21 protein-coding genes are annotated in these 21,507 nt (G+C 69.0%); 15 read left to right on the forward strand and 6 right to left on the reverse strand.

The window, feature by feature from the left end; translation table 11 throughout:
- Position 1: 1 nt before the first annotated feature.
- Positions 2-358: a response regulator gene (locus ABS78_RS19965; protein ID WP_293383601.1), complete on the reverse strand. Its 357-nt coding sequence runs from the start codon at positions 356-358 to the stop codon at positions 2-4.
- Positions 359-472: 114 nt separating this feature from the next.
- On the reverse strand, positions 473-1,039 hold the full coding sequence (efp, locus tag ABS78_RS19970) for an elongation factor P (RefSeq protein WP_293383604.1): 567 nt from the start codon (positions 1,037-1,039) through the stop codon (positions 473-475).
- 126 nt (positions 1,040-1,165) lie between these two features.
- On the opposite strand from efp, the gene epmA reads away from it, so the two are divergent.
- The 4 genes from epmA to ABS78_RS19990 all read left to right on the forward strand — a co-directional run bounded on the left by epmA (position 1,166) and on the right by ABS78_RS19990 (position 5,352).
- Positions 1,166-2,197: an EF-P lysine aminoacylase EpmA gene (epmA, locus tag ABS78_RS19975; RefSeq protein WP_293383606.1), complete on the forward strand. Its 1,032-nt coding sequence runs from the start codon at positions 1,166-1,168 to the stop codon at positions 2,195-2,197.
- A gap of 91 nt (positions 2,198-2,288) precedes the next feature.
- Positions 2,289-3,311, forward strand: a complete 1,023-nt coding sequence (locus tag ABS78_RS19980; protein ID WP_293383609.1) for a lysine-2,3-aminomutase-like protein — start codon at positions 2,289-2,291, stop codon at positions 3,309-3,311.
- A gap of 213 nt (positions 3,312-3,524) precedes the next feature.
- Positions 3,525-5,039, forward strand: a complete 1,515-nt coding sequence (locus ABS78_RS19985; RefSeq protein ID WP_293383612.1) for a L,D-transpeptidase family protein — start codon at positions 3,525-3,527, stop codon at positions 5,037-5,039.
- 16 nt (positions 5,040-5,055) lie between these two features.
- Positions 5,056-5,352 (forward strand): hypothetical protein, encoded by a 297-nt coding sequence (locus ABS78_RS19990; protein ID WP_293383615.1) that lies wholly within the window; start codon positions 5,056-5,058, stop codon positions 5,350-5,352.
- A 38-nt stretch (positions 5,353-5,390) separates the two neighbouring features.
- Here ABS78_RS19990 and ABS78_RS19995 read toward each other — a convergent pair whose 3' ends face one another.
- Complete coding sequence (locus tag ABS78_RS19995) at positions 5,391-5,987, reverse strand: DUF882 domain-containing protein (RefSeq protein WP_293383618.1); 597 nt, start codon at positions 5,985-5,987, stop codon at positions 5,391-5,393.
- Positions 5,988-6,298: 311 nt separating this feature from the next.
- Between ABS78_RS19995 and ABS78_RS20000 the strand changes: the two genes are divergently transcribed.
- The gene (locus ABS78_RS20000; RefSeq protein WP_293383621.1) at positions 6,299-7,630 is read left to right on the forward strand and encodes an MFS transporter; all 1,332 of its coding nucleotides are present in this window, start codon (positions 6,299-6,301) and stop codon (positions 7,628-7,630) included.
- A 31-nt stretch (positions 7,631-7,661) separates the two neighbouring features.
- On the opposite strand, the gene ABS78_RS20005 is transcribed toward ABS78_RS20000, so the two are convergent.
- Both ABS78_RS20005 and ABS78_RS20010 read right to left on the reverse strand, forming a co-directional pair.
- Positions 7,662-7,844: a CsbD family protein gene (locus ABS78_RS20005; protein WP_293383624.1), complete on the reverse strand. Its 183-nt coding sequence runs from the start codon at positions 7,842-7,844 to the stop codon at positions 7,662-7,664.
- Between the two features lie 59 nt (positions 7,845-7,903).
- Positions 7,904-8,497, reverse strand: coding sequence for a TetR/AcrR family transcriptional regulator (locus tag ABS78_RS20010; protein ID WP_293383628.1), 594 nt, complete (start codon positions 8,495-8,497; stop codon positions 7,904-7,906).
- A 128-nt stretch (positions 8,498-8,625) separates the two neighbouring features.
- On the opposite strand from ABS78_RS20010, the gene ABS78_RS20015 reads away from it, so the two are divergent.
- From ABS78_RS20015 to ABS78_RS20025, 3 genes are all read left to right on the forward strand, one after another.
- The gene (locus tag ABS78_RS20015) at positions 8,626-8,958 is read left to right on the forward strand and encodes a hypothetical protein (protein ID WP_293383631.1); all 333 of its coding nucleotides are present in this window, start codon (positions 8,626-8,628) and stop codon (positions 8,956-8,958) included.
- A 183-nt stretch (positions 8,959-9,141) separates the two neighbouring features.
- Positions 9,142-10,806 (forward strand): energy-dependent translational throttle protein EttA, encoded by a 1,665-nt coding sequence (gene ettA / locus ABS78_RS20020; protein WP_293383634.1) that lies wholly within the window; start codon positions 9,142-9,144, stop codon positions 10,804-10,806.
- Between the two features lie 159 nt (positions 10,807-10,965).
- The gene (locus ABS78_RS20025; RefSeq protein WP_293383637.1) at positions 10,966-13,359 is read left to right on the forward strand and encodes a hypothetical protein; all 2,394 of its coding nucleotides are present in this window, start codon (positions 10,966-10,968) and stop codon (positions 13,357-13,359) included.
- A gap of 3 nt (positions 13,360-13,362) precedes the next feature.
- Here the strand turns inward: ABS78_RS20025 and ABS78_RS20030 are convergent, their stop codons facing one another.
- Entirely contained in the window at positions 13,363-13,899 is a 537-nt protein-coding gene (locus tag ABS78_RS20030) for a hypothetical protein (RefSeq protein WP_293383640.1), read from the reverse strand.
- A 125-nt stretch (positions 13,900-14,024) separates the two neighbouring features.
- Here ABS78_RS20030 and ABS78_RS20035 point away from each other — a divergent pair, with 125 nt between their 5' ends.
- The 7 genes from ABS78_RS20035 to ABS78_RS20065 all read left to right on the forward strand — a co-directional run bounded on the left by ABS78_RS20035 (position 14,025) and on the right by ABS78_RS20065 (position 21,460).
- Positions 14,025-14,996 carry a metalloregulator ArsR/SmtB family transcription factor gene (locus tag ABS78_RS20035; protein ID WP_293383643.1) on the forward strand — a complete coding sequence of 324 codons (972 nt, stop codon included), beginning with the start codon at positions 14,025-14,027 and terminating at the stop codon, positions 14,994-14,996.
- Complete coding sequence (metF, locus tag ABS78_RS20040) at positions 14,993-15,928, forward strand: methylenetetrahydrofolate reductase [NAD(P)H] (protein ID WP_293383646.1); 936 nt, start codon at positions 14,993-14,995, stop codon at positions 15,926-15,928. Before ABS78_RS20035 ends, metF begins: the two co-directional genes overlap by 4 nt.
- Entirely contained in the window at positions 15,925-16,227 is a 303-nt protein-coding gene (locus ABS78_RS20045) for an antibiotic biosynthesis monooxygenase (RefSeq protein WP_293383649.1), read from the forward strand. Before metF ends, ABS78_RS20045 begins: the two co-directional genes overlap by 4 nt.
- A complete protein-coding gene (locus ABS78_RS20050; RefSeq protein ID WP_293383652.1) occupies positions 16,224-17,285 on the forward strand; it encodes a homocysteine S-methyltransferase family protein in 1,062 nt (353 codons plus the stop codon). Before ABS78_RS20045 ends, ABS78_RS20050 begins: the two co-directional genes overlap by 4 nt.
- Positions 17,285-17,749 carry a DUF6882 domain-containing protein gene (locus ABS78_RS20055; protein WP_363083662.1) on the forward strand — a complete coding sequence of 155 codons (465 nt, stop codon included), beginning with the start codon at positions 17,285-17,287 and terminating at the stop codon, positions 17,747-17,749. The genes ABS78_RS20050 and ABS78_RS20055 overlap by 1 nt, the downstream gene beginning before the upstream one ends.
- Positions 17,750-20,398, forward strand: a complete 2,649-nt coding sequence (gene metH, locus ABS78_RS20060) for a methionine synthase (RefSeq protein ID WP_293383658.1) — start codon at positions 17,750-17,752, stop codon at positions 20,396-20,398. It abuts the gene before it with no gap.
- Between the two features lie 294 nt (positions 20,399-20,692).
- Positions 20,693-21,460, forward strand: coding sequence for an SIR2 family protein (locus tag ABS78_RS20065; RefSeq protein ID WP_293383661.1), 768 nt, complete (start codon positions 20,693-20,695; stop codon positions 21,458-21,460).
- Positions 21,461-21,507: the final 47 nt, after the last annotated feature.

Raw genomic sequence — 21,507 nt, forward strand, 5'->3', positions numbered from 1 at the left:
ATCAGTGGGGAAGGCAGGCCTTGGCGCAGGCCGCCGCCAGCGCGCGCGGCGAGATCGGCTTGTCGACCACCGCATGCCTGCCGGGATCGAACTGGCCTGCATTGCCGGTGACGTAGACGACCGGCGACTCGCCCACCGCGCGGGCGATCATCTCGACGGCGGCGACGCCCGTGCCGTGCAGGATGCGGTAGTCGGCGGTGATCAGGTCGGGCCGCTGGGCGCGGGCGCAGGCCAGGGCGTCCTCGGGCGTGTCCGCGACATCGAAGCTGGAGAATCCGAGTTCGGCCAGCAGAGCCTCGAGCTCCAGCGCGATGACCGGTTCGTCCTCGATGATCAGAACATGGCCCCCGGAAGCCATCACGCGACGCACCTACTGATTGCAACTCACACCCAATGGTGGAGTTACTTCGTGCGCGACGCAAGAGCCCGACGTCGGGCGTCGGAACTCGTCCCGAAACGGGCGGCGAAGGACTCAGTCCTTCGCGCGTTCCTGGTAGCTGCCGTCTTCGGTCAGGATCACGATCCGGGTGCCCGGACCGATGTAGGGCGGGATCATGGTGCGCAGGCCGTTCGACAGCACCGCCGGCTTGTACGACGACGATGCCGTTTGCCCCTTCACCGAGGGTTCGGTCTCGACCACTTCGAAGATGGCCGTGCGGGGCAGTTCGATGGCGATGGCGACGCCTTCGTGGGTCGAGAGCTGCACCGTGCAGCCGTCGGTGAGGTAGGGCGCGGCGTCGCCGATCATGTCCTCGGACGCGACGAGCTGATCGTAGGTCTCGGGGTTCATGAAGTGGAACCCTTCCCCGTCCTGGTAGAGGAAGGTGTAAGAGCGGTCGTCCACGATCGCGCGCTCGACGGTCTCGGTGGTGCGGTAGCGTTCCGAGATCTTCACCCCGTCCGAGATGCGGCGCATGTTGAGCTGGGTGACCGGCGTGCCCTTGCCGGGGTGGATGTTCTCGGCGCTGAGCACGACGTACAGCTTGCCTTCGAGATCGACGACCGCGCCCTTGCGCAGCGAGCTGGCGGAAACCTTCAAATGGGGGTCCTCGGTGATGCGGCGGAGCCGGGGCGCGCGCCCGGACGACTCCACGGATGGAATTCTTACGCCGGCCCCTATAGCGATGTGCGCCGAAATCTCCAGCCCCTCACGCCTGGGCCCCCTTTGACCGACTCCCGAGAAACGCCCTGGTGGGCGCCCGCCCGTCGCCCCGATCGCCGGCCCTTCCTGGCGGCGCGGACGGCGGTGACGCGGGCGGTGCGGCGCTGGTTCGAGGATCGCGGCTTCACAGAGGTGGAGACCGCCGCGCTGCAGGTCTCGCCCGGCAACGAGGCGCATCTGCACGCCTTCGCCACCGAGGCGGTCACGACCGCGGGCGAGAGATCGCCCCTCTACCTGCACACCTCGCCCGAGTTCGCGTGCAAGAAGCTGCTGGCGTCGGGCGAGCGCGAGATCTTCACCCTGGCCCGGGTGTGGCGGAACCGCGAGCGCGGCGCGCTGCACCACCCCGAGTTCACCATGCTGGAATGGTACCGGGCCCACTCGCCCTACCAGGCGGTGATGGCCGACGCCGCCGCGCTGCTGGCCGTGGCGGCCGAGGCCGTGGAAACCCGCCGGCTCACCTGGCGTGGGCGCGAGGCCGACCCGTTCGCCGACCCCGAGCGGCTGAGCGTGGCCGAGGCCTTCGAGCGCTATGCCGGCATCGGCCTGCTGGCGCTGCTCGACGACCGCGACGGCCTGTCGGCGAAGGCCCGCGAGGCCGGGGTGCGCACCGCGCCCGACGACACCTGGGCCGACGTCTTCAGCCGCGTGATCGTGGAGAGGGTGGAGCCGAACCTGGGATTCGGGCGCGCGACGATCCTCTGCGAATATCCAGTGTCCGAGGCGGCCCTGGCGCGACCGAAGCCGGACGACGGCCGCGTGGCCGAGCGGTTCGAGCTGTACGCCTGCGGCGTCGAGCTGGCCAACTGCTTCGGAGAACTGACCGACGCGGACGAACAGAGGCGGCGGTTCGGGATCGAGATGGACGAGAAGGCGCGCATCTACGGCGAGCGCTATCCCATCGACGAGGACTTCCTGGCGGCCCTGGCGCACATGCCGCCGGCCAGCGGCGGGGCCCTGGGCTTCGACCGCCTGGTGATGCTGGCCGCCGGTGCGTCGCGGATCGAGCAGGTTCTCTGGACCCCCGTGGCCTGAACGACGGCCTGATCCACGGTGTGGCGATGGCGAGGCCGAAAGGCGAGGCGGCGTTGCGGCCGCCGCGCCCTCGGGCCATATGCGCGCTCGGATGACCACAGCCGCCACCCTTCGCACGCTCGGCGCGCTGGCCGACGCCGGCCTGGCCGAGCCTTCGCCCCCGCTGGAGGCGGTGGCGGCGCGGTACGCCGTGGCGGTGACGCCGGTCATGGTCGAGGCCATCGGCGACGCGCCCGACGGCCCGGTGGGACGCCAGTTCCTTCCCACCGCCGCCGAACTCACCCAGGCGCCGGGCGAGAGCGACGATCCCATCGGCGACGAGGCGCACAGCCCCGTGGCGGGGATCGTCCACCGCTATCCCGACCGCGTGCTGCTCAAGGCGAACCACGCCTGCGCCGTCTACTGCCGCTTCTGCTTCCGGCGCGAGATGGTGGGTCCCGACGGCGTACGGCCGCTGTCTTCGGCGCAGCTCGACGCGGCGATGGCCTATGTGGCCGGTCGGCCCGAGATCTGGGAGGTGATCGTCACCGGCGGCGATCCGTTCGTTCTGTCGCCGCGGCGCCTTTCCGGCCTGATGGCGCGGCTGGAGCGGATCGATCATGTGAAGGTGGTGCGCTTCCACACCCGCGTTCCGGCCGTGGCGCCCGATCGGGTGACCCCGTCGCTGGTCAAGGCGCTGACGGGAACCGGCAAGACGGTCTGGGTCGCGCTGCACGCCAATCACGCCGACGAACTCACGCCGGCCGCCGAGGGGGCCTGCGCGCGCCTGATCGACGCCGGGATTCCGATGGTGAGCCAGAGCGTGCTGCTGCGCGGGGTGAACGATTCTCCCGCGGCGCTGGAGGCCCTGATGCGTCGCTTCGTCGAGATGCGGATCAAGCCCTACTACCTCCACCACGCCGACATGGCGCCCGGCACCGGTCATTTCCGCACCACCCTCGCCGAGGGCCAGGCCCTCATGCGCGGCCTGCGCGGCCGGGTTTCGGGCCTGTGCCAGCCCACCTACGTGCTCGACATTCCCGGCGGGTTCGGCAAGTCGCCGGTCGGTCCCTGCTACGTCGGCGAGGACCGGGTGACGGACCCGTCCGGTCGCGAACACCGCTATCCCACCTGACGGCCCGACCTCGGGGCCCGAGCTCTGCGGGCGGCGTCACTGTGGCTGGCGAGTGACAGTTAAGCTGTCACGTGGGCCCCTGCCGTCGACACGCCGGCGCCTTGAGGCCAGTTATGCGTTCATCCGATCGAACGGAGCCTACGTAGCTCCGAGGGCGTCGGAGAGAGGGTTCTGGCTTTGCACATGAGGGGTCGAGGTTTCGGGGGCGGTCGCATGGGACGTCGCCTGGCCCTGGTTGCGGCTGCGCCGCTGGCCTTCGCCGCGCCGGCGACGGGCCAGCCGACCACCCAGTCTCCCGCTGCGACTCCGGCCGCCCAGACCTCCGCGCCACAGGCTGCGCCGCCCGTGCTCGATCTTCCGCCGCCGCCCGCGCCTCCGGTCGAAATCCCCGCGCTCACCGCCGCGCAGGTGGACGTGGCGATCCGGGTGCTGCGCGCGGCCGACGCTCACGGCCTCCAGCCCAAGGCCTATCTGCCCGATGGCGTCGCCGAGGGCGCGGACCTCGGCATGGCGCAGAACGCGGCGCTGTCGGACGGCCTCCTGAGGTATGCGCGCGACGTGAAGATCGGGCGGCTGGAGCCGGGCCGGTTTCCCGCGCTCTGGCAGATTCGCCCGGCGGCCTACGATCCGGCGCCCGAACTGGCCCAGGCCCTGGCGGAGAACCGGCTGCAGGCGTGGCTCGACAGCCTGCCGCCCCGCTATTCCGGCTACGTCGCCCTGAAGCGCGGCCTGGCGCGTTATCGCGAGATCGCGGCCCAGGGGGGCTGGAAGGCCGTTCCCGAGGGCGCGAAGCTGGAGCTGGGCTCGAACGACCCGCGGGTGGTCGCGCTGCGCGCCCGCCTGGCCGTGGACGACCCTCTGGTCGCCGCCGCCGGGCCTGCGACCTTCGACAAGCCGTTGGAGGAGGCCGTGATCCGCGCCCAGCGCCGCTATGGCCTGAAGCCCGACGGGGTGGTGGGGCCGGGCACGCTCTTCCACCTGAACCAGCCGGTGGGCCAGCGGGTGTTGCAGATCATCGCCAACATGGAACGCTGGCGCTGGATGCCGGCCACCATGCCGGCCACGCGCGTGCAGGTGAACTCGGGCGCGGCCATCGTCACCCTGTTCCGCGACGACCGGCCCGTGATGTCGATGAAGGCGGTCTCGGGCAAGAAGGGCGACGAGACGCCGATGCTGACGTCGATGATCCACAGCGTGGTCATCAACCCGCCTTGGAACGTGCCCTCCGGCATCGCCGCGCGCGAACTGTGGCCGAAGGAGCGCGCCAGTCCCGGCTATTTCGCGCGAAACGGCTACCGCGTGATCCCCGTGGAGGGCGGCCAGCCCCGCCTCCAGCAGGCTTCGGGCGACCAGAGCGCGCTGGGCCGGTTCAAGTTCGACTTCGACAACCCGTTCGCCGTCTATCTGCACGACACGCCTTCGAAGGGCGGCTTCGACCTCTATGCGCGCCAGGCCAGCCACGGCTGCGTCAGGATCGAAAAGCCGCGGGCGCTGGCCGAGGCGCTGCTGGAAGGCAACTCCACCTGGACCGCCGAGGGGATCGAGAAGCAGCTCCAGGGGGACAAGACCGTTCGGGCGCGGATGAACGTGCAGGTCCCGGTCTACATCTTCTACTGGACGGCGTTCGGCGGTTCGGACGGACAGATGCAGTTCCGCGCCGATCCCTATGGTTGGGACCGTGAGCTGCTGCAGCGGGTCGGCGTGCTGGCGTCGGGCGTCAAGGCCTGAGAGGGGAGCGGGGGCGATGTTGAGGAAGGTGCTTTGGATCGCGGCCGCATGCGCGGCGGTGCTGGCCGCCCTGGCGGCGAGCCGGATGCTCGGCTTCGATCGGCCGGCCGCGCCGCCGGCGTCCCAAGACGCCGCGCCCGCCGCCGAGGAGAACGCCGCCCCCGCTGTCGCGGCTGAACCCGCCCCGCCGCCCGAGCCTGCGCCCGCGCCTCCGGCGCCGCCGCCCACACCGGAGGAGCAGCAGATCCTGGACGACGCGGCCGCCACCGGCATGACGACGATCGAACCCGAGCCGGATGCGCCGCAGAACTGACGGGACGTGAGGCGCCGCCGGCCGTGAAAGCGTCCCGCCTACGATCCCCGCCACTGGCGGACGCGGCCCGTGTCCACGTGGACGAAATCGGAAACGGGATAGAAGCCGACGCCGCCGGCGCCGACGGCCAGGGCGGCGTCGCGCAGCCGTGACAGTTCCACGCCCTGGAGCCGAACGTCGATCGCCTTGCCGAGCGTGTGCTGGCTGTTCGTCGCGACCCCCTTGGAGCGGCCGGCCAGCATCGCGTTGGTCCGGGGGGACCGATACCCCGAGATGATCTGGAACGGCCTGGGCGTTTCCAGTTTCGACTGGATCGCGTGGAGCGCGTCGAAGAGGCCCGGGTCGATGAAGTGCTCGTCGCCGGTGCGCCAGTCGCGCATCACCCGGTTCGCCGCCGCCAGGGCGTCGGGCAGGTAGCTGCCGTTGGCGTAGTAGACCTCGTTGAACGCGTCGCCCGTATGCAGGTTGTGCAGGACCGCGCGCCGCGGCTCCCAAACGTCCAGGCTGCGGGACCATGCCGGCGCGGCGAGGAGGGTGGCGCCGGCGGCGGCGGCCAGTCCCAGAAGGTCCCGGCGCCCCGGAAAGTGCCGGCGTCCCTGAAGATCACGTCGATGGGGTCGGTCGGTCAGGTTCACGACGCCTCCTGGCCTGGGGTTCTCTGTGCGCTTCGGTTCGCGTGTGAGGGGAGAATGGCGGCGAGGAGGGCGAGGTCAACCCCGCGGGCGCCTGTCTGCGACCACGGGACGCTGCTCGCTTTCGGCTTGAGCATGGCCATGGCATGTCGGATGGTCCGCTCGCGGCCGGCGCGGAAGACGTCGGCGTGGGAGGCCTTCTCGATGCATGTTCCGCCCGCGGCGACGGACGCCGGATTCTCCCGTGCGCCAGCCGCCTCGACACCGGCCGCCCCGACACCGGTCGCCCCGACACCCGCGCCGGGGCGCCGGCCTTGACCGCCCCGCCCGTGACCGCGCCCTCCGACGTCGTCTCGTCTCCCGCCACCATCCGCAAGGTGGTGGGCGCCAGCATCATCGGCACCACCATCGAGTGGTACGACTTCTTCCTCTACGGGACAGCCGCCGCGCTGGTTTTCAATCGCCTGTTCTTCCCCGAGTCCGATCCGTTGGTCGGCACCATGCTCGCGTTCGCCACCTATGCGCTGGGCTTCTTCGCCCGGCCGCTGGGCGGGATCGTCTTCGGCCACTACGGCGACCGGATCGGCCGCAAGCGCCTTCTGATGCTGAGCCTGGTGCTGATGGGCGGGGCCACGGTGCTGATCGGCTGCCTGCCCACCTACGACCAGGTGGGGCTCTGGGCGCCGGCGATGCTGGTGGCGCTGCGTCTGGTCCAGGGCTTCGCCGTCGGCGGGGAGTGGGGCGGGGCGGTCCTGATCGTGGCCGAGCACGGCGACGCCGCCCGCCGGGGCTTCTGGACGAGCTGGCCGCAGGCGGGCGTCGCGGCCGGCAGCCTTCTGGCCTCGGCGGTGCTGACCGTGATGGCCGTGACCCAGTCCGAGGCCGATTTCCTGGCCTGGGGCTGGCGCGTCCCGTTCCTGATCTCGGTGGTTCTGATCGCCGTCGGATATTGGATCCGCAGCGCCGTGGACGAGAGCCCCACGTTCAAGGCCCTGGCGGCCGAACAGGCGGCCTTGCCCAAGGCTCCGGTGGTGGAGGCGATCCGTACGCGCCCCTGGGCGATCGTGGTGGGCGGCGGCCTCAAGTTCGCCGAGAACATCAGCTACTACATCGTCAGCGTCTTCACGATCACCTACGTCACCCAGAAGCTGGGCCTGTCACGCGGCACGGCGTTGAACGCCATCCTCATCGCCTCGGCCGTCCATGTGGTGTCGATCCCGTTCTTCGGCTGGCTGTCGGACAGGATCGGGCGTCGGCCCGTCTACGCGGCGGGGGCGTTCGGCATGATGCTGTGGGCCTTCGCCTTCTTCGCGCTGCTCGACACCGCAGATCCCACGCTCATCGTCCTGGCCTGCGTGGGCGCGCTCGTCTTCCATGCCGCGATGTACGGACCCCAGGCGGCGTTCCTGGCCGAGATGTTTCCGACCCGGATGCGATACTCGGGCGCCTCGCTGGCCTATCAGGTCACGTCGATCTTCGCCGGCTCGCTGGCGCCCCTGATCGCGGCGGCGCTGCTGGCGGCGACGATGTCGGGGACGCCCATCGCCATCTATGTGGCGACCGCATCGCTGATCACCGGGATCGCCGCGCTGGCGGCGCGGGAGACCCGCGGCAAGACCTTCGCCGAAATCGACGCGGAGTCCTGACCGCGGGCCCTTCCCAAGGCGTCGGACGGCGCTACTTCTTGAGCACGTCGCGGGCCGCTTCCTTGAGGGCGCCGACGCCCTTCTGGACCTTGCCCTCGACCCGCTCGGCCGCGCCTTCGGCCTGCAGCCGCTCGTCGCCGGTGGCCTTGCCGACCGCCTGCTTGACGGCGCCGACGGCGTCCTTGGCCGCGCCCTTGGCTTCATCCTTGTGCATGTCGCGCTTCCTTTCGCTGCGTTGCGAAACAAGTACGCGGAGCGGGGCTTGCGGTTCCCTCAGGCCGGCTGGCGCGCGGTGCGGTCGATGAGGCTCGCGAAGGCGGCGACGGCCGAACGGCGGGCGTCCGTGTCGCCCATCATCCGCCGGGCGTCGGCGTGGCCGAGAACGAAGCTCTTGAGCTGGAAGTACGCCGCCTGGGCCTCGGCCTCGGATAGCGACGGCGTGCGGAGCGCGATGAATTCGTCGATCAGCGTCTTGCGGAAGGCCCGCAGTTGCTTTTGCAGCAAGTCGCGCAGCGGGCCGGGCTGGTCGTCCAACTCGACGCTCAGCGCCATGATCGGACATCCGCTGCGAGGCCAATCCTCCTCGCACCAGCGCAGCCAGCACTCAAACACCTTCTCCAGGCGTGGCCGGCCCGGCGGGAGGCTCGCAGCCGGCGTCCAGACGCGGTCTCGGAACATGCCGCCGACCATCTCCACGACGGCCAGATGCATGTCTTCCTTGGACTCGAAGTGCTTGAAGAGGCCGCTCTTGGACAGGCCGACCGCCTCGGCCACGTCGTTCAGGCTGACGCCGGTGAGGCCTCGCACCGCGGCGAGCTGCGCGGCTTCCTGGATGATGCGGGTGCGGGTCGCCTCGCCCTTACGCAATGCGCGGAACCTCCTCGCCGAAACGACGCCTTGACAAAGGGACCGATCGTGCTCTTTTGACGGTCGAGCGACCGGTCGTGCTCTTTTCTACCGAAGGGATCACGGGAATGCAAAACTGTGTAGGCGCGATGGCCGCATTGGCCTTCGGCGCGTCCTTGGCCGTCTTTGGGCCGGCGCAGGCGCAGGAGGCGGGGTTCGTCGGCTCGGCCCGTCTGGCCACGCCCGCGGCGGCGCCGGTGGCCCAGACCATCTCCGGCGTCGATTGGCGCTGCGAGGGCGACCAGTGCCAGGGCGCGGCGGCCCGGCGCGCCAATCTCGATGGCGTGGTGCGCGAGTGCAAGAAGGTCGTCGCGGTCATCGGTCCGGTCGCCAGCTACCGCTCGGGCGGCCGCGAACTCACCGTGGGTCAGCTCCGCGCCTGCAACAAGGCCGCGGTCCAGGTGCAGACGGCGCGCAACTAGGGCGTCGCCCCAGGTTTCCTCCCCTCCGGCCGCCATCGTTCCCGGCCGACGGGGTTCCTCCGCGGGAGGGGCGGCCCGCCTCTCCCGCGGGTTCTTTGGCCCGCTTCCGTTGCGCCCGGGCGCCGGCGCGGCTATCTCCCCGCTCGACTTCCCCAACAGACGACGAGCGAGCGCGGACGCCCCATGGCGCAGCAGTACATTTTCCAGATGCAGGGCCTGACCAAGGCCTATCCTGGCAGCCCGAAGAAGCTCTTCGAGAACATCTGGCTGAGCTTCTACTCCGACGCGAAGATCGGCGTCGTTGGCGTGAACGGCTCGGGGAAATCCACCCTGCTGAAGATCATGGCGGGGATCGACAAGGAGTTCACCGGCGAGGCCTTCGCCGCCGATGGCGTGAAGCGCGGCTATCTCGAGCAGGAACCCAAGCTCGACGAGACGCTCGACGTCTGGGGCAACGTCATCTCGTGGTGCGAAGAGAAGCAGATCTTCGACAGGTACAACGAAGTCGCCACCAGGATGGGCGAGGAATACACGGATGAGCTGATGGAGGAGATGACCGCCCTCCAGGAGAAGCTCGACGCCGGCGACCTCTGGGACATCGACAGCCGCATCGAGATGGCGATGGACGCGCTGCGCTGCCCGCCGAACGACTGGCCGGTGGACAAGCTGTCGGGCGGCGAGCGCCGCCGCGTGGCGCTGGCCCGCCTGCTGCTGGCCAAGCCCGACATGCTGCTGCTGGACGAGCCCACCAACCACCTCGACGCCGAAAGCGTGGCCTGGCTGCAGCACCACCTGGAGGCCTTCCCGGGCTGCGTGATCCTGGTCACCCACGATCGCTACTTCCTGGATCAGGTCACGAAGTGGACGCTGGAGCTCGATCGCGGCAAGGGCCTGCCGCACGAGGGCAACTACTCGTCCTGGCTTGAGCAGAAGACCAAGCGCCTGGCGCAGGAAGAGCGCGAGGAGGCCGGCAAGAAGCGCACGATCGAGCGCGAACTGGCCTGGGTGCGCTCGTCGCCCTCGGCGCGCCGCACGAAGTCCAAGGCCCGCCTGGCCGCCTTCGAGGACCTGCAGAACGAGGCCGATCGCGCCAAGCAGACCTTCGCCCAGATCCAGATCCCGCCGGGGCCGCGCCTGGGCAACGTGGTGATCGAGGCCGAGGGGCTGGAGAAGGAGTACGGCGACAAGCTGCTGTTCAAGGATCTGACGTTCAAGCTGCCGCCGGGCGGCATCGTGGGCGTGATCGGCCCCAACGGCGCGGGCAAGACCACGCTGTTCAAAATCCTCACCGGCCAGGAGACGCCCGACCGGGGCAGCGTACGGCTGGGCGAGACCGTGAAGCTGGCCTACGTCGACCAGAGCCGGGACAACCTCGACCCCAACAAGAACGTCTGGGAGGAGATTTCGGGCGGCCTGGACATCATGAAGGTGGGGACCCGCGAGATCCCGTCGCGCGCCTACACCGGCTCGTTCAACTTCAAGGGCGGCGACCAGCAGAAGAAGGTGGGCCTGCTCTCGGGCGGTGAGCGCAACCGCGTCCATCTGGCCAAGACCCTGGCCTCGGGCGGCAACGTGCTGATGCTCGACGAACCGACCAACGACCTGGATGTGGAAACCCTGGGCGCGCTGGAATCGGCGCTCGAGGATTTTCCGGGCTGCGCCGTGGTCATCAGCCACGACCGCTTCTTCCTGGATCGCCTGGCCACCCATATCCTGGCCTTCGAAGGCGACTCGAAGGTGGAATGGTTCGAGGGCAACTTCGAAGCCTACGAAGAGGACAAGAAGCGTCGCCTCGGCGCCGACAGCCTCATTCCCCATCGGATCAAGTTCCAGAAGTTCGCGCGTTAGGCGAGGCCGTCGTGGAAGCGGCCGTCGATCGCGTCGGGCGTTCCGGAGGTTTCGCGTCTCGGTTGAAGCTTTCGCTCAGGCGGCGGATGAGGTTGTGCGGCTTGCAAGCTCCACCTTAGGGTGGGCTCGCGGCCGAGCTCGCCGTCCGGGGGCCATGCTTTGGCGACTTACCAGTTCTCATTCATCACGTCGGAAGAGGCGCGCAACTACGACGCCGCACGGGACGATCTGAAGTTCGACGGTGTCCATGGGGCGACCGCGACCAATATTGAGGTCCTGGGCCACTATACGATCCGTATCATCAGCACGGGCGCGAAGGTCACGCTTGGCCAGTGGGCCGAGGGTGATATCCTCACCCTTCCCGACGGTTCGAAGCTCAGCCTGCCATCGTCCCTCAAGGACGTCGTCACCGGCGGTTCCGCGGGCGACCGGCTCTATGGCGGTGTCGGCGACGACCTGCTGAATGGCGCGGGCGGCGACGACATCCTGGACGGCGGCGCCGGCCAGGATGTGCTCACGGGCGGCGCGGGAGCCGATACGCTCACGGGCGGAGCTGGTGCGGACCGCTTCGACTTCATGCCGACAGACAGCGGCGTAGCGGCGGGGCGGATCGACGTCATCACCGACTGGGACAGTCTCGACAGGATATCGATCTCGGCTCCGATCACGGGAGCCTACAGCACGGCGACGGCCGCCAGCTACGACGAGGCGCTTGGGCTCGCCAATCAGCGGATCGCGGCGGGAACCTCCGACATCGTGGCCGTGCAGGTCGGCGGCGATGTCATCCTGTTCGTCGATTCCCTGAACGACAACGGTGTCGCCGACGACGCAATCCGGCTCGCCAACAAGGGGCTGTCCCAGATCTCCGGCGCCCACATCCTCAGTTTCGGGGCGCCGCTGCCGACCCCTGGGGAGCCACCGCCGACCGGCCCCACGACCGATCCTACCGCTGGCGCGGACACGCTTACGGCGCCCTATAGCGGAGGTGAGTTGTTCGGCGGACTCGGTGCGGACAGCCTGGTCGGGGGCGGCGCCTACAACCGCCTCGACGGGGGTGACGGGCCAGACACCATCTCGTCGCGAGGAACCCGCGACACGATCCTCGGCGGCGCCGGCAACGATGTGATCCAATTTTCCGGAGACACCTCCGAGGTTCGCCTCGGCGCGGGTTCGGATCTCATCCTGATGGACGGCTATCAGCAGCTCGAATCTGAGGCCCTGCGGGTCCTGGACTGGGTCGCCTACGAAGATGCGATCCGGTTCGTGCACATGGGGCCAGGGCGTTACGGAGAGGGGGCCGCGGCCGACTACGACGCCGCGCGCGCCCTTGCGAACCGTATGGCGCGCGATGGTTACGCCGTGGTGTCGGTCCGGGTGGGGCCGGATGTCTTCGTCTTCGGCCATTGGACAGGCGTGCGGTTCGACTCCTCCGTTCGCCTCGTGGATCGGACGCTGGACGATATTTCGGAGGTCAACCTCGGCATCCTGCCCGCAACGCTCCCCACCGCGCCTGCCGCCGCGCCGCCGGCGCCCGCAAGGGCGACGACGGGGCAGGTGACGGTGGCCGGTGACATGGACGCCGTCGATCTTCGCGCGCTGGATCTCGATTCGGTGCGCGAGGTGTCGCTGAGCCGCATCGTGTTCGACAGTCCTCGGCTCCACATCACCATGACGGGCTTGGGGTTCTCGACCGATGCGACTCGGGAAGTCCTCTACGGCGACGTGACCGGGTTCACGCTGAGCGCCAATCAGGGTGCGCCGCTGCGGATGGAGGCTTCAGTGGCTCCCAAGAGCCTGTCGATCATCGGCGGGTTCGACGGATCGGACGCCCGCAGCTTGATGGCCTATATGATGTCGGGCTCGGATCGTATCCTGGGCAGCAGCGGGCCTGACCGTATCCGCGCGCATACGGGCGACGACGTCGTGATCGGGGGCGGCGGCGGAGACCAGATCTTCGGCGGCTCCGGGGACGATGTGATCTACGCCGCCGGTCCGGACAGTCGGGACAGCAGCCAGACCTATCTGCGGGGCGACGAGGGCAACGACTGGATCGCCGGATCCGACGGGTTCGACGACATCAACGGCAACATGGGTAACGACACCGCCTCGGGGGGGCGGGGCGACGACTGGGTTGTCGGCGGCAAGGACAACGACCTGCTGTTCGGCGACGAGGGCGATGATCTGGTCTACGGCAATATCGGCAACGACGACTGCTACGGCGGCGCCGGCGCTGACACGCTGCGCGGCGGCCAGGACAACGATCGTCTGTTCGGCGGGGACGGCGACGACTTCCTGTCGGGAGACCGCGGGGCGGATACGCTGGTCGGCGGCGCCGGCGCGGACCTCTTCCACAGCTTCGTGGGCGCCGAACTCGATCGCATCGAAGACTTCAACGCCGCCGAGGGGGACCGGCTGATGCTCTCTGGTGGCGCAGCCTACACCGTAGAGCAGGTCGGTCCGGACACCGTGGTCAATCTCGTGGGCGGAGGTCGGGTGCTTCTCATAGGTGTCACTGCGTCGACGTTGCCCGAAGGCTGGATCTTCACGGTCTGAGGCTCAGGTCCCCCGGCTCTTGACCGAACCCTGGTGGCCGGCGCCCGAGACGAAGGCGTCGATTTCGCGGTCGCTGCGCAGGCGCACGAGACGGGCCTGGGTCCCGTGTTCGGCGATCGCCGCCTCCAGCCTAGGCCGAACCTTCCGGTTGAAGCCCAGGATGTAGGCGTAGAACTTCGGGTCGAGCTTCTCCCGGCAGCCTTCGGCCATGTCGGGCCGTGCCTCGCGCCGGTACGCGAACACGCGTCGGATCGCGCGGGCGAGGCAGAGGAGCGGCGGCTGGTCCACCCAGACGATGGTGTCGGCCCGCGGCATCCGCAGGTCCCAGGTGCCTCCGAAGTTGCCGTCGCAGATCCAGGCCTCGCCGGCCATCGCCGAGTCCACGTCGGCGCGGAACTCGGTGCGGTCGGGCTCGATCCAGCCCGGCTTCCAGAACAGCACGTCGAGATGGATCACCGGGATGTTCAGCGCCACGCCGAGCCGCCGCGCGAGGGTGGACTTGCCACCGCCCGAATTCCCGATGATGAGCACGCGGCGCATGTGGTCCTCCGAGTGGCGACGCTATAGCGCATGCGGGCGTCCGGCGTGGGACGGCAGGACGTTTTCATCGCCCGCCGCCGCCGTTTACTTGACGGCAACACATATAAAGATATCTTTATGTCACGATGCAGCTATCCGCTCGACAGATCGTGGATGTGCTCCGGGCGGCCGGGGAGCCCACCCGCCTGCGTATCCTGGCGCTGCTCCAGCGCGAGGAGCTGGCGGTGCTCGAGTTGTGCCGGGTCCTCGACCAGAGTCAGCCGCGCGTCTCGCGCCACCTGAAGCTTCTGGCCGAAGCGGGCCTGGTCGAACGCTTCCCCGACGGCGCCTGGGTCTTCTATCGCCTGGCCGGGGTGGGTCCCCAGCATGACGTGGCCGCCGAGGTCCTGTCCCGCATCGCACCCGACGACCCTGTCCTGGGGCGCGATCGCCGCAAGCTCGACGATGTCCAGGCCGAGCGGGCGGCGGCCGCGGCGGCCTACTTCGCCGAAAACGCTACGCAGTGGGACCAGATCCGCGCGCTCTACGTGGGCGACGCCGCGGTGGAGGCGAAGATCCTTGAGGCCGCCGGCGCTGCGCGCGTCCGCCGGCTGGTGGACCTGGGCGCCGGAACCGGCCGGATGTTGACCCTCCTGGGGCCGCAGGCCGAACAGGCCCTGGGGCTCGACCTGTCGCAGCAGATGCTGAACATCGCCCGACGCAACACCGCCGAGGCGGGCCTGACCAACGTGGAACTGCGCCACGGGGATATCTTCGACACCCGCCTGCCCGAGGGCGTGGCCGATCTGGTGGTGGTCCATCAGGTTCTGCACTATCTGGGCGATCCGGCCGCCGCCGTGCGCGAGGCCGCCCGGATCGTGGCGCCCGGGGGTCGGCTGATCATCGTCGACTTCGCGCCTCACAAGCTGGAGTTCCTGCGCGAGGCGCACCAGCACCGCCGCCTGGGTTTCTCGGACGAGGAAATGGGGCGTTGGCTGGCCGACGCCGACCTTCCGTCGGTCGAGCACTCGGCCCTGCCGCCGGCCCGCGCCGACGGCCTCACCGTCAAGATCTGGGCGGCCCATCGCGCCCCCACCGCCCTCAGGAGCGCCGCATGAGCCCCGCCGACACAGCCCTGGGTCCCGTCGCACGCGCGGGCGCCGGCGCGGGATCGCCTCCGCGCGTCTCGTTCGAGTTCTCGCCCCCCAAGGGTCCGAAGAGCGAGGAGAGCCTGTGGGAGGCCATCCGCCGCCTGGAGCCGCTGAATCCCGAATTCGTATCCGTGACCTACGGGGCCGGCGGCTCGACGCGGGAGCGCACCCATCGGACGGTGGTGCGTATCCTCAAGGAGACGACGCTTCGGCCCGCCGCGCATCTGACCTGCGTAGAGGCCAGCCGCGCCGAGGTGGACGAGGTGATCCGGGACTACTGGGACGCCGGCATCCGCCATATCGTGGCTCTGCGCGGCGATCCGCCCGGCTCGCTGGGCGGCGCCTACACCCCTCGGGCGGACGGGTATCAGAACGCCACCGAACTGACCGCGGGCATCAAGGCCGTCGCGCCGTTCGACGTGAGCGTGGGCGTCTATCCCCAGATCCATCCCGAGAGTCCCTCGATCGACCACGATATCGAGGTGCTCAAGGCGAAGATCGATGCGGGCGCCACGCGGGCGATCAGCAACTTCTTCTTCGACATCGACGGCTACCTCCGCTTCGTGGACCGTATCCGCAAGGCGGGGATCGAGGCGCCGATCCTGCCCGGGATCATGCCGGTCTCCAGTTTCGAGGGCCTGTCCAACATGGCCGGCCGCATCGGGGTGGCGATCCCGCCCTGGCTGGCCAACCATTTCGAGGGCCTGGACACCGACCCCGAGACGCGCCGGCTGGTGGCCGCGTCCGTGGCCGCCGAGATGTGCGCGCGCCTGGCCGAGGAGGGCTTCTCGGACTTCCACTTCTACACGCTGAACCGCGCCGACCTCGTCTACGCCATCTGCCGCGTGCTGGGCGTGCGTGAGGCGCCCCCGGCCGAAGCCAAGGAGGCCGCGGCATGACCGCCGTCGTGATCGTCACGTCCAGGCTCCGTGCTCCGGGGCATCGGGACCGCTTCATCACCCTCAGCCGGGAAACCGAGGCGTGGATGCACGCCCAGCCTGGATTCCTCCGCTACGAGCTGTTCGAGGGCGATGGGGCGTGGACCGACACCATGCTCTGGGAGAGCGCTGCGGCGGCCGAGGCCGGGAACCGCGCCTTCGCGCGCACGCTGCTCGCCGCCGCCTTCGCCGAGATCGTGGACGGTGACTACCGCGGCTTCCAGGGCCGCCAGTTCGACCTGCAGGAGCTTGCCCGATGACCCGTCAGGACCGCATCGCGGCGCTCAAGGCCGCGGCGAAGGAACGCGTGCTGATCCTCGACGGATCGTGGGGCGTGATGATCCAGAAGCGGGGGCTGGACGAGGCCGACTACCGCGGCGACCGCTTCGCCGGCGCGCCGGGCCAGCTCAAGGGCAACAACGACCTGCTCTGCGTCACCCGGCCCGACATCATCGCCGATCTGCACGACCAGTACTTCGCCGCCGGCGCCGACATCTCCGAGACCAACACCTTCTCGGCCACCTCCATCGGCCAGGCCGAGTACGGCATGGAGGCGGCGGTCCGCGACATCAACCTGGAGGGCGCCCGCATCGCCCGCGAGGTGGCCGACCGCTGGACGGCGAAGGAGCCGGGGAAGCCGCGCTTCGTCGCCGGCTCGATCGGCCCGCTGCCGGTGATGCTGTCCATGAGTTCGGACGTGAACGATCCCGGCGCCCGCAAGGTCACCTTCGATCAGGTCTACGACGCCTATGTCGAACAGGTCCGCGCGCTGCACGAGGGCGGCGTCGACATGTTCCTCATCGAGACCATCACCGACACGCTGAACTGCAAGGCGGCGATCAAGGCGATACTCGACCTGCAGGACGAGGGCTACGAGCCGCTGCCGATCTGGATCTCGGGCACCATCACCGACCGCTCGGGCCGGACGCTGTCGGGCCAGACGGTGGAGGCGTTCTGGAATTCGGTGCGGCACGCCAAGCCGTTCGCCATCGGCCTGAACTGCGCCCTGGGCGCCGACCTGATGCGACCCCACATCGCCGAGCTGGCGCGGGTGGCCGACACCCTGGTCTCGGCCTATCCCAACGCCGGCCTGCCCAACGCGATGGGCGAGTACGACGAGGAGCCGCACGAGACGGGCCATCAGCTCCACGAGTGGGCCGAGCACGGCCTGGTCAACATCCTGGGCGGCTGCTGCGGGACCACGCCGGACCACATCCGCCACGTGGCCGAGGCGGTGCGCGGGCTGACGCCGCGCCAGATCCCAGACCGGCCCAAGGCGATGCGGCTGGCCGGGCTGGAGCCGTTCGAGCTGGCGTGATGGAAGCGCCCGAATGGTATGCGGCTTGGCGGCAAGAGGCCATGCACGAGCTCGTGGCGAAGCAGGAGCAGGCGCGAGCTGCGTACAGGGTCGGCGAATGGCCCCGCTTCGACTACAGCGCCACCGCTGGAACGCTCACGTTCTCCGAAGGAGGCATCGCAAAGGTGGTGGCCGATATCCAGATCGTCGGTACGACCGGCTCACGGGACTGGCTCTGGTCGTGGGCGAACCCGCACTGGGCGGACTGCGCCATCGACGAGATGCACAAGGTCCGCGATTTTGGGGTCCGGAATGGTATCGAGGAACTGACCACCGAGTATCTTGAGGATGACGACCTCAACGCCCTCGGCTGGGAGCTGACGGCCCTCGCCGCTCGTATTCTCGGCGCAGTCGGCGCATATCGCCCGCCCAGCGACGCGGGAGCGGTTTTTCTCGTCTGCAAGTCCTACAGGTTCGTGAGCTGAATGCGCCCCACCTTCATCAACGTCGGCGAGCGGACCAACGTCACCGGCTCGGCCAAATTCCGCAAGCTGGTCGCCGAGGGTAACTATCCCGAGGCGCTGAGCGTCGCACGCCAGCAGGTGGAGGCCGGCGCCCAGGTCATCGACGTCAACATGGACGAGGGCCTGCTCGATTCCGTCGCGGCCATGCGGACGTTCCTGAACCTGGTGGCGGCCGAGCCCGACATCGCGCGGGTGCCGGTAATGATCGACAGCTCCAAGTGGGAGGTGATCGAGGCCGGGCTGAAGTGCGTCCAGGGCAAGGCGATCGTGAACTCGATCTCCATGAAGGAGGGCGAGGCGAAGTTCCTGGAGCAGGCCCGCGCCTGCCTCCGCTACGGCGCCGCAGTCGTGGTCATGGCGTTCGACGAGGTGGGACAGGCCGACACCGCCGACCGCAAGGTCGAGATCTGCAAGCGCGCCTACGACCTCCTGGTGGAGCAGGTGGGCTTCCCGCCCGAGGACATCATCTTCGACCCCAACATCTTCGCGGTCGCCACCGGGATCGAGGAGCACGACAACTACGCCGTCGACTTCATCGAGGCGACGAAGCGGATCAAGGCCCTCTGCCCCCACGCCCGCATCTCGGGCGGCGTCTCGAACGTCAGCTTCTCGTTCCGCGGCAACGAGCCGGTGCGCCGGGCCATCCACTCGGTGTTCCTCTACCACGCCATCGCGGCGGGCATGGACATGGGCATCGTCAACGCCGGCGACCTGCCCGTCTACGACGACATCGAGCCCGAGCTGCGCGAGCTGGTCGAGGACGTGATCCTGAACCGGCCCGCGAAGGGCGGCGTCTCCAACACCGAGCGCCTCGTGGACCTGGCGCCCAAGTACAAGGGCCAGAAGGGCGAGGCCAAGGTGGTCAACCTGGCCTGGCGCGACCAGCCGGTCGCGGCCCGCCTCTCCCACGCCCTGGTCCACGGCATCACCGAGTTCATCGAGGCCGACACCGAGGAGGCCCGCGCCGCCGCCGAGCGTCCGCTGCACGTCATCGAAGGCCCGCTGATGGACGGGATGAACGTGGTCGGCGACCTGTTCGGCGCGGGCAAGATGTTCCTGCCCCAGGTGGTGAAGTCGGCCCGGGTGATGAAGCAGGCCGTGGCCTACCTGATGCCCTTCATGGAGGCCGAGAAGGACGGGGGCGAGCGCCAGTCCGCCGGCAAGATCCTCATGGCCACGGTCAAGGGCGACGTCCACGACATCGGCAAGAACATCGTCGGCGTGGTCCTCCAGTGCAACAACTACGAGGTCATCGACCTGGGCGTCATGGTCCCGGCCGACCGCATCCTGGACGAGGCCGTCGCCCACGGCGTCGACATCGTCGGCCTGTCGGGCCTGATCACCCCCAGCCTGGACGAGATGGTGTTCGTGGCCTCCGAGATGGAGCGCCGGGGCATGACCCAGCCGCTGCTGATCGGCGGCGCCACCACGTCGAAGACCCATACCGCCGTGAAGATCTCGCCGCGCTATCCGGCCGGCTCGACCACCTATGTGCTGGACGCCAGCCGCGCGGTGGGCGTGGTCTCGAACCTGCTCTCGCCCACCGAGAAGTCCCGGTTCCTGGCCGAGACGGCCGCCGACTACGAGAAGGTGCGCGCCCAGTTCGCCCGCGGCCAGGGGAGCCGCGCCCGCGCCACGCTGCAGGAGGCGCGCGACAACGCCTTCACGCCGGACTGGACCGCCTACGACCCGCCCCGGCCGTCGTTCCTGGGGACGCGCACGTTCAAGCCCTACGACCTGCCCGACCTGGTCCGCCACATCGACTGGACGCCCTTCTTCGCGAGCTGGGAGCTGGTGGGCCGCTTCCCCCAGATCCTGGAGGACGACGTGGTCGGCAAGGCCGCCACCGACCTCTACGCCGACGCCCGGCGGATGCTGGACCGCATCGTCCAGGAGGGCCTGCTGGAGGCCCACGGCGTGGTGGGCTTCTGGCCCGCCGCCGCCGACGGCGACGACGTGGTGGTCTACACGGACGAGACGCGGACCGCCGAGCTGGCGCGCCTCCACACCCTGCGCCAGCAGATGCTGAAGTCGGGCGACCAGCGCAACGTGGCGCTTTCCGACTTCGTCGCGCCGGTGGGGACCCGGCCCGACTGGATCGGCGGCTTCGCCGTCACCGCCGGCCACGGCGAGCTGGCGCAGGCCAAGGCCTTCAAGGACGCCGGCGACGACTATTCGGCCATCCTGTTCACCGCCCTGGCCGACCGCCTGGCCGAGGCCTTCGCCGAGGCCATGCACCGCAAGGTGCGCACCGAGCTGTGGGGCTATGCGCCCGACGAGGCCCTGGACGTGGACGCCCTGATCGCCGAGCAGTACCGGGGCATCCGCCCCGCCGCCGGCTATCCGGCCCAGCCCGACCACACCGAGAAGGCCACGCTGTTCCGGCTGCTGAACGCGACGCAGGCGGCGGGGATCGAGCTGACCGAGAGCTTCGCCATGACCCCGCCCGCCGCCGTCTCGGGCCTCTATTTCGCCCACCCCGAGGCCCACTACTTCGGCGTCGGCCGCATCGAGCGCGACCAGGTCGAGGACTACGCCCGCCGCAAGGGCTGGGACCTGGCGAAGGCCGAGCGCTGGCTGGCCCCCATCCTCAACTACGAGCCCGCCTGATGGACGACCCCGACGACCCCAAGGCCCTGGCCCGCCGCAAGCTCATGGGCCGCGCCATGATCATCCTGCTGGGCCTGCTGGTGGCGGCCTATGTGGTGGTGATGGTGGTTTAGGGGGGAAGTGGATGTTGGGGACTTTGGGAAGGTCCGCTCGGCGACCGGGCACCAGCACGCTCCGACCCGTGGTGTTGGCACCCCCTCCTAGTCGGGCAGTCTACTCCTAGAACTCGCCGACACCATTGACGCAGCCTGCGCGAGAATCCTGATATCGCAACTGTAGGAGGCGTCCTGAACGATGGACCAAACTCAACTCGTACAGTTGCTCTCTGAATCTGCACCTCAGTTTTCATGGCTGCTTGGCGCTGGCGCGTCACAGAGCGCCGGACTGCCGACCGCTTGGGACGTTATGTGGGACCTCAAGCGCCGCCACTACAATCAGCAGGAAAATCAGCAGATCACGCCCAACGACGTGCAGAACGCGGCGGTGCAACAGAAGCTCAGCGACTACATGGAGGCACAGGGATTTCTGCCGCCGGGCGACCCGGCGGAATACTCCGCTTGCTTCAAGCTGATCTTCGGCGACGACTACGAACGCCAGAGCAAATATCTCCGCGCGATCCTGGGCGATGACAAAATCTCGCTCTCGGTCGGACATCGCGCGCTAGCCGCGATGATGGTGAGCGACCAAGCGAAGGCTGTGTTCACAACCAACTTCGACACGGTGATCGAGAAGGCGTTCGCAGCCGTGTCGGGAATGGCAATAGCGCCCTTCCATCTGGAGGGCTCCTACGCGACGAACGCAGCGCTGAACAACGATGAGTTCCCCATCTACGTGAAGCTGCATGGCGACTTCAGGTATCAGAGCATCAAGAACCTGGCGGCAGACCTCCTGACCCAAGACAAGGAGTTGGGAAAATGCCTGACCAGCGCCGGTAACCGCTTCGGTCTTGTCGTCGCGGGTTACAGCGGGCGCGACGAGAGCGTCATGGCCCTTATCGAAGAGGCGCTGGCGGGTGACGTGACCCCCGTTTCTCATCCAGTCGTAACGAGAGTCCTGGGTTGATCTGAGCCGTGCTCGGCGGGGGTTGCAAGAGGCCGGCGCGCGGAGAC

Origin of the sequence: Phenylobacterium sp. SCN 70-31, assembly GCF_001724605.1 — a bacterium.
In the GTDB taxonomy this organism is placed as follows: domain Bacteria; phylum Pseudomonadota; class Alphaproteobacteria; order Caulobacterales; family Caulobacteraceae; genus Phenylobacterium.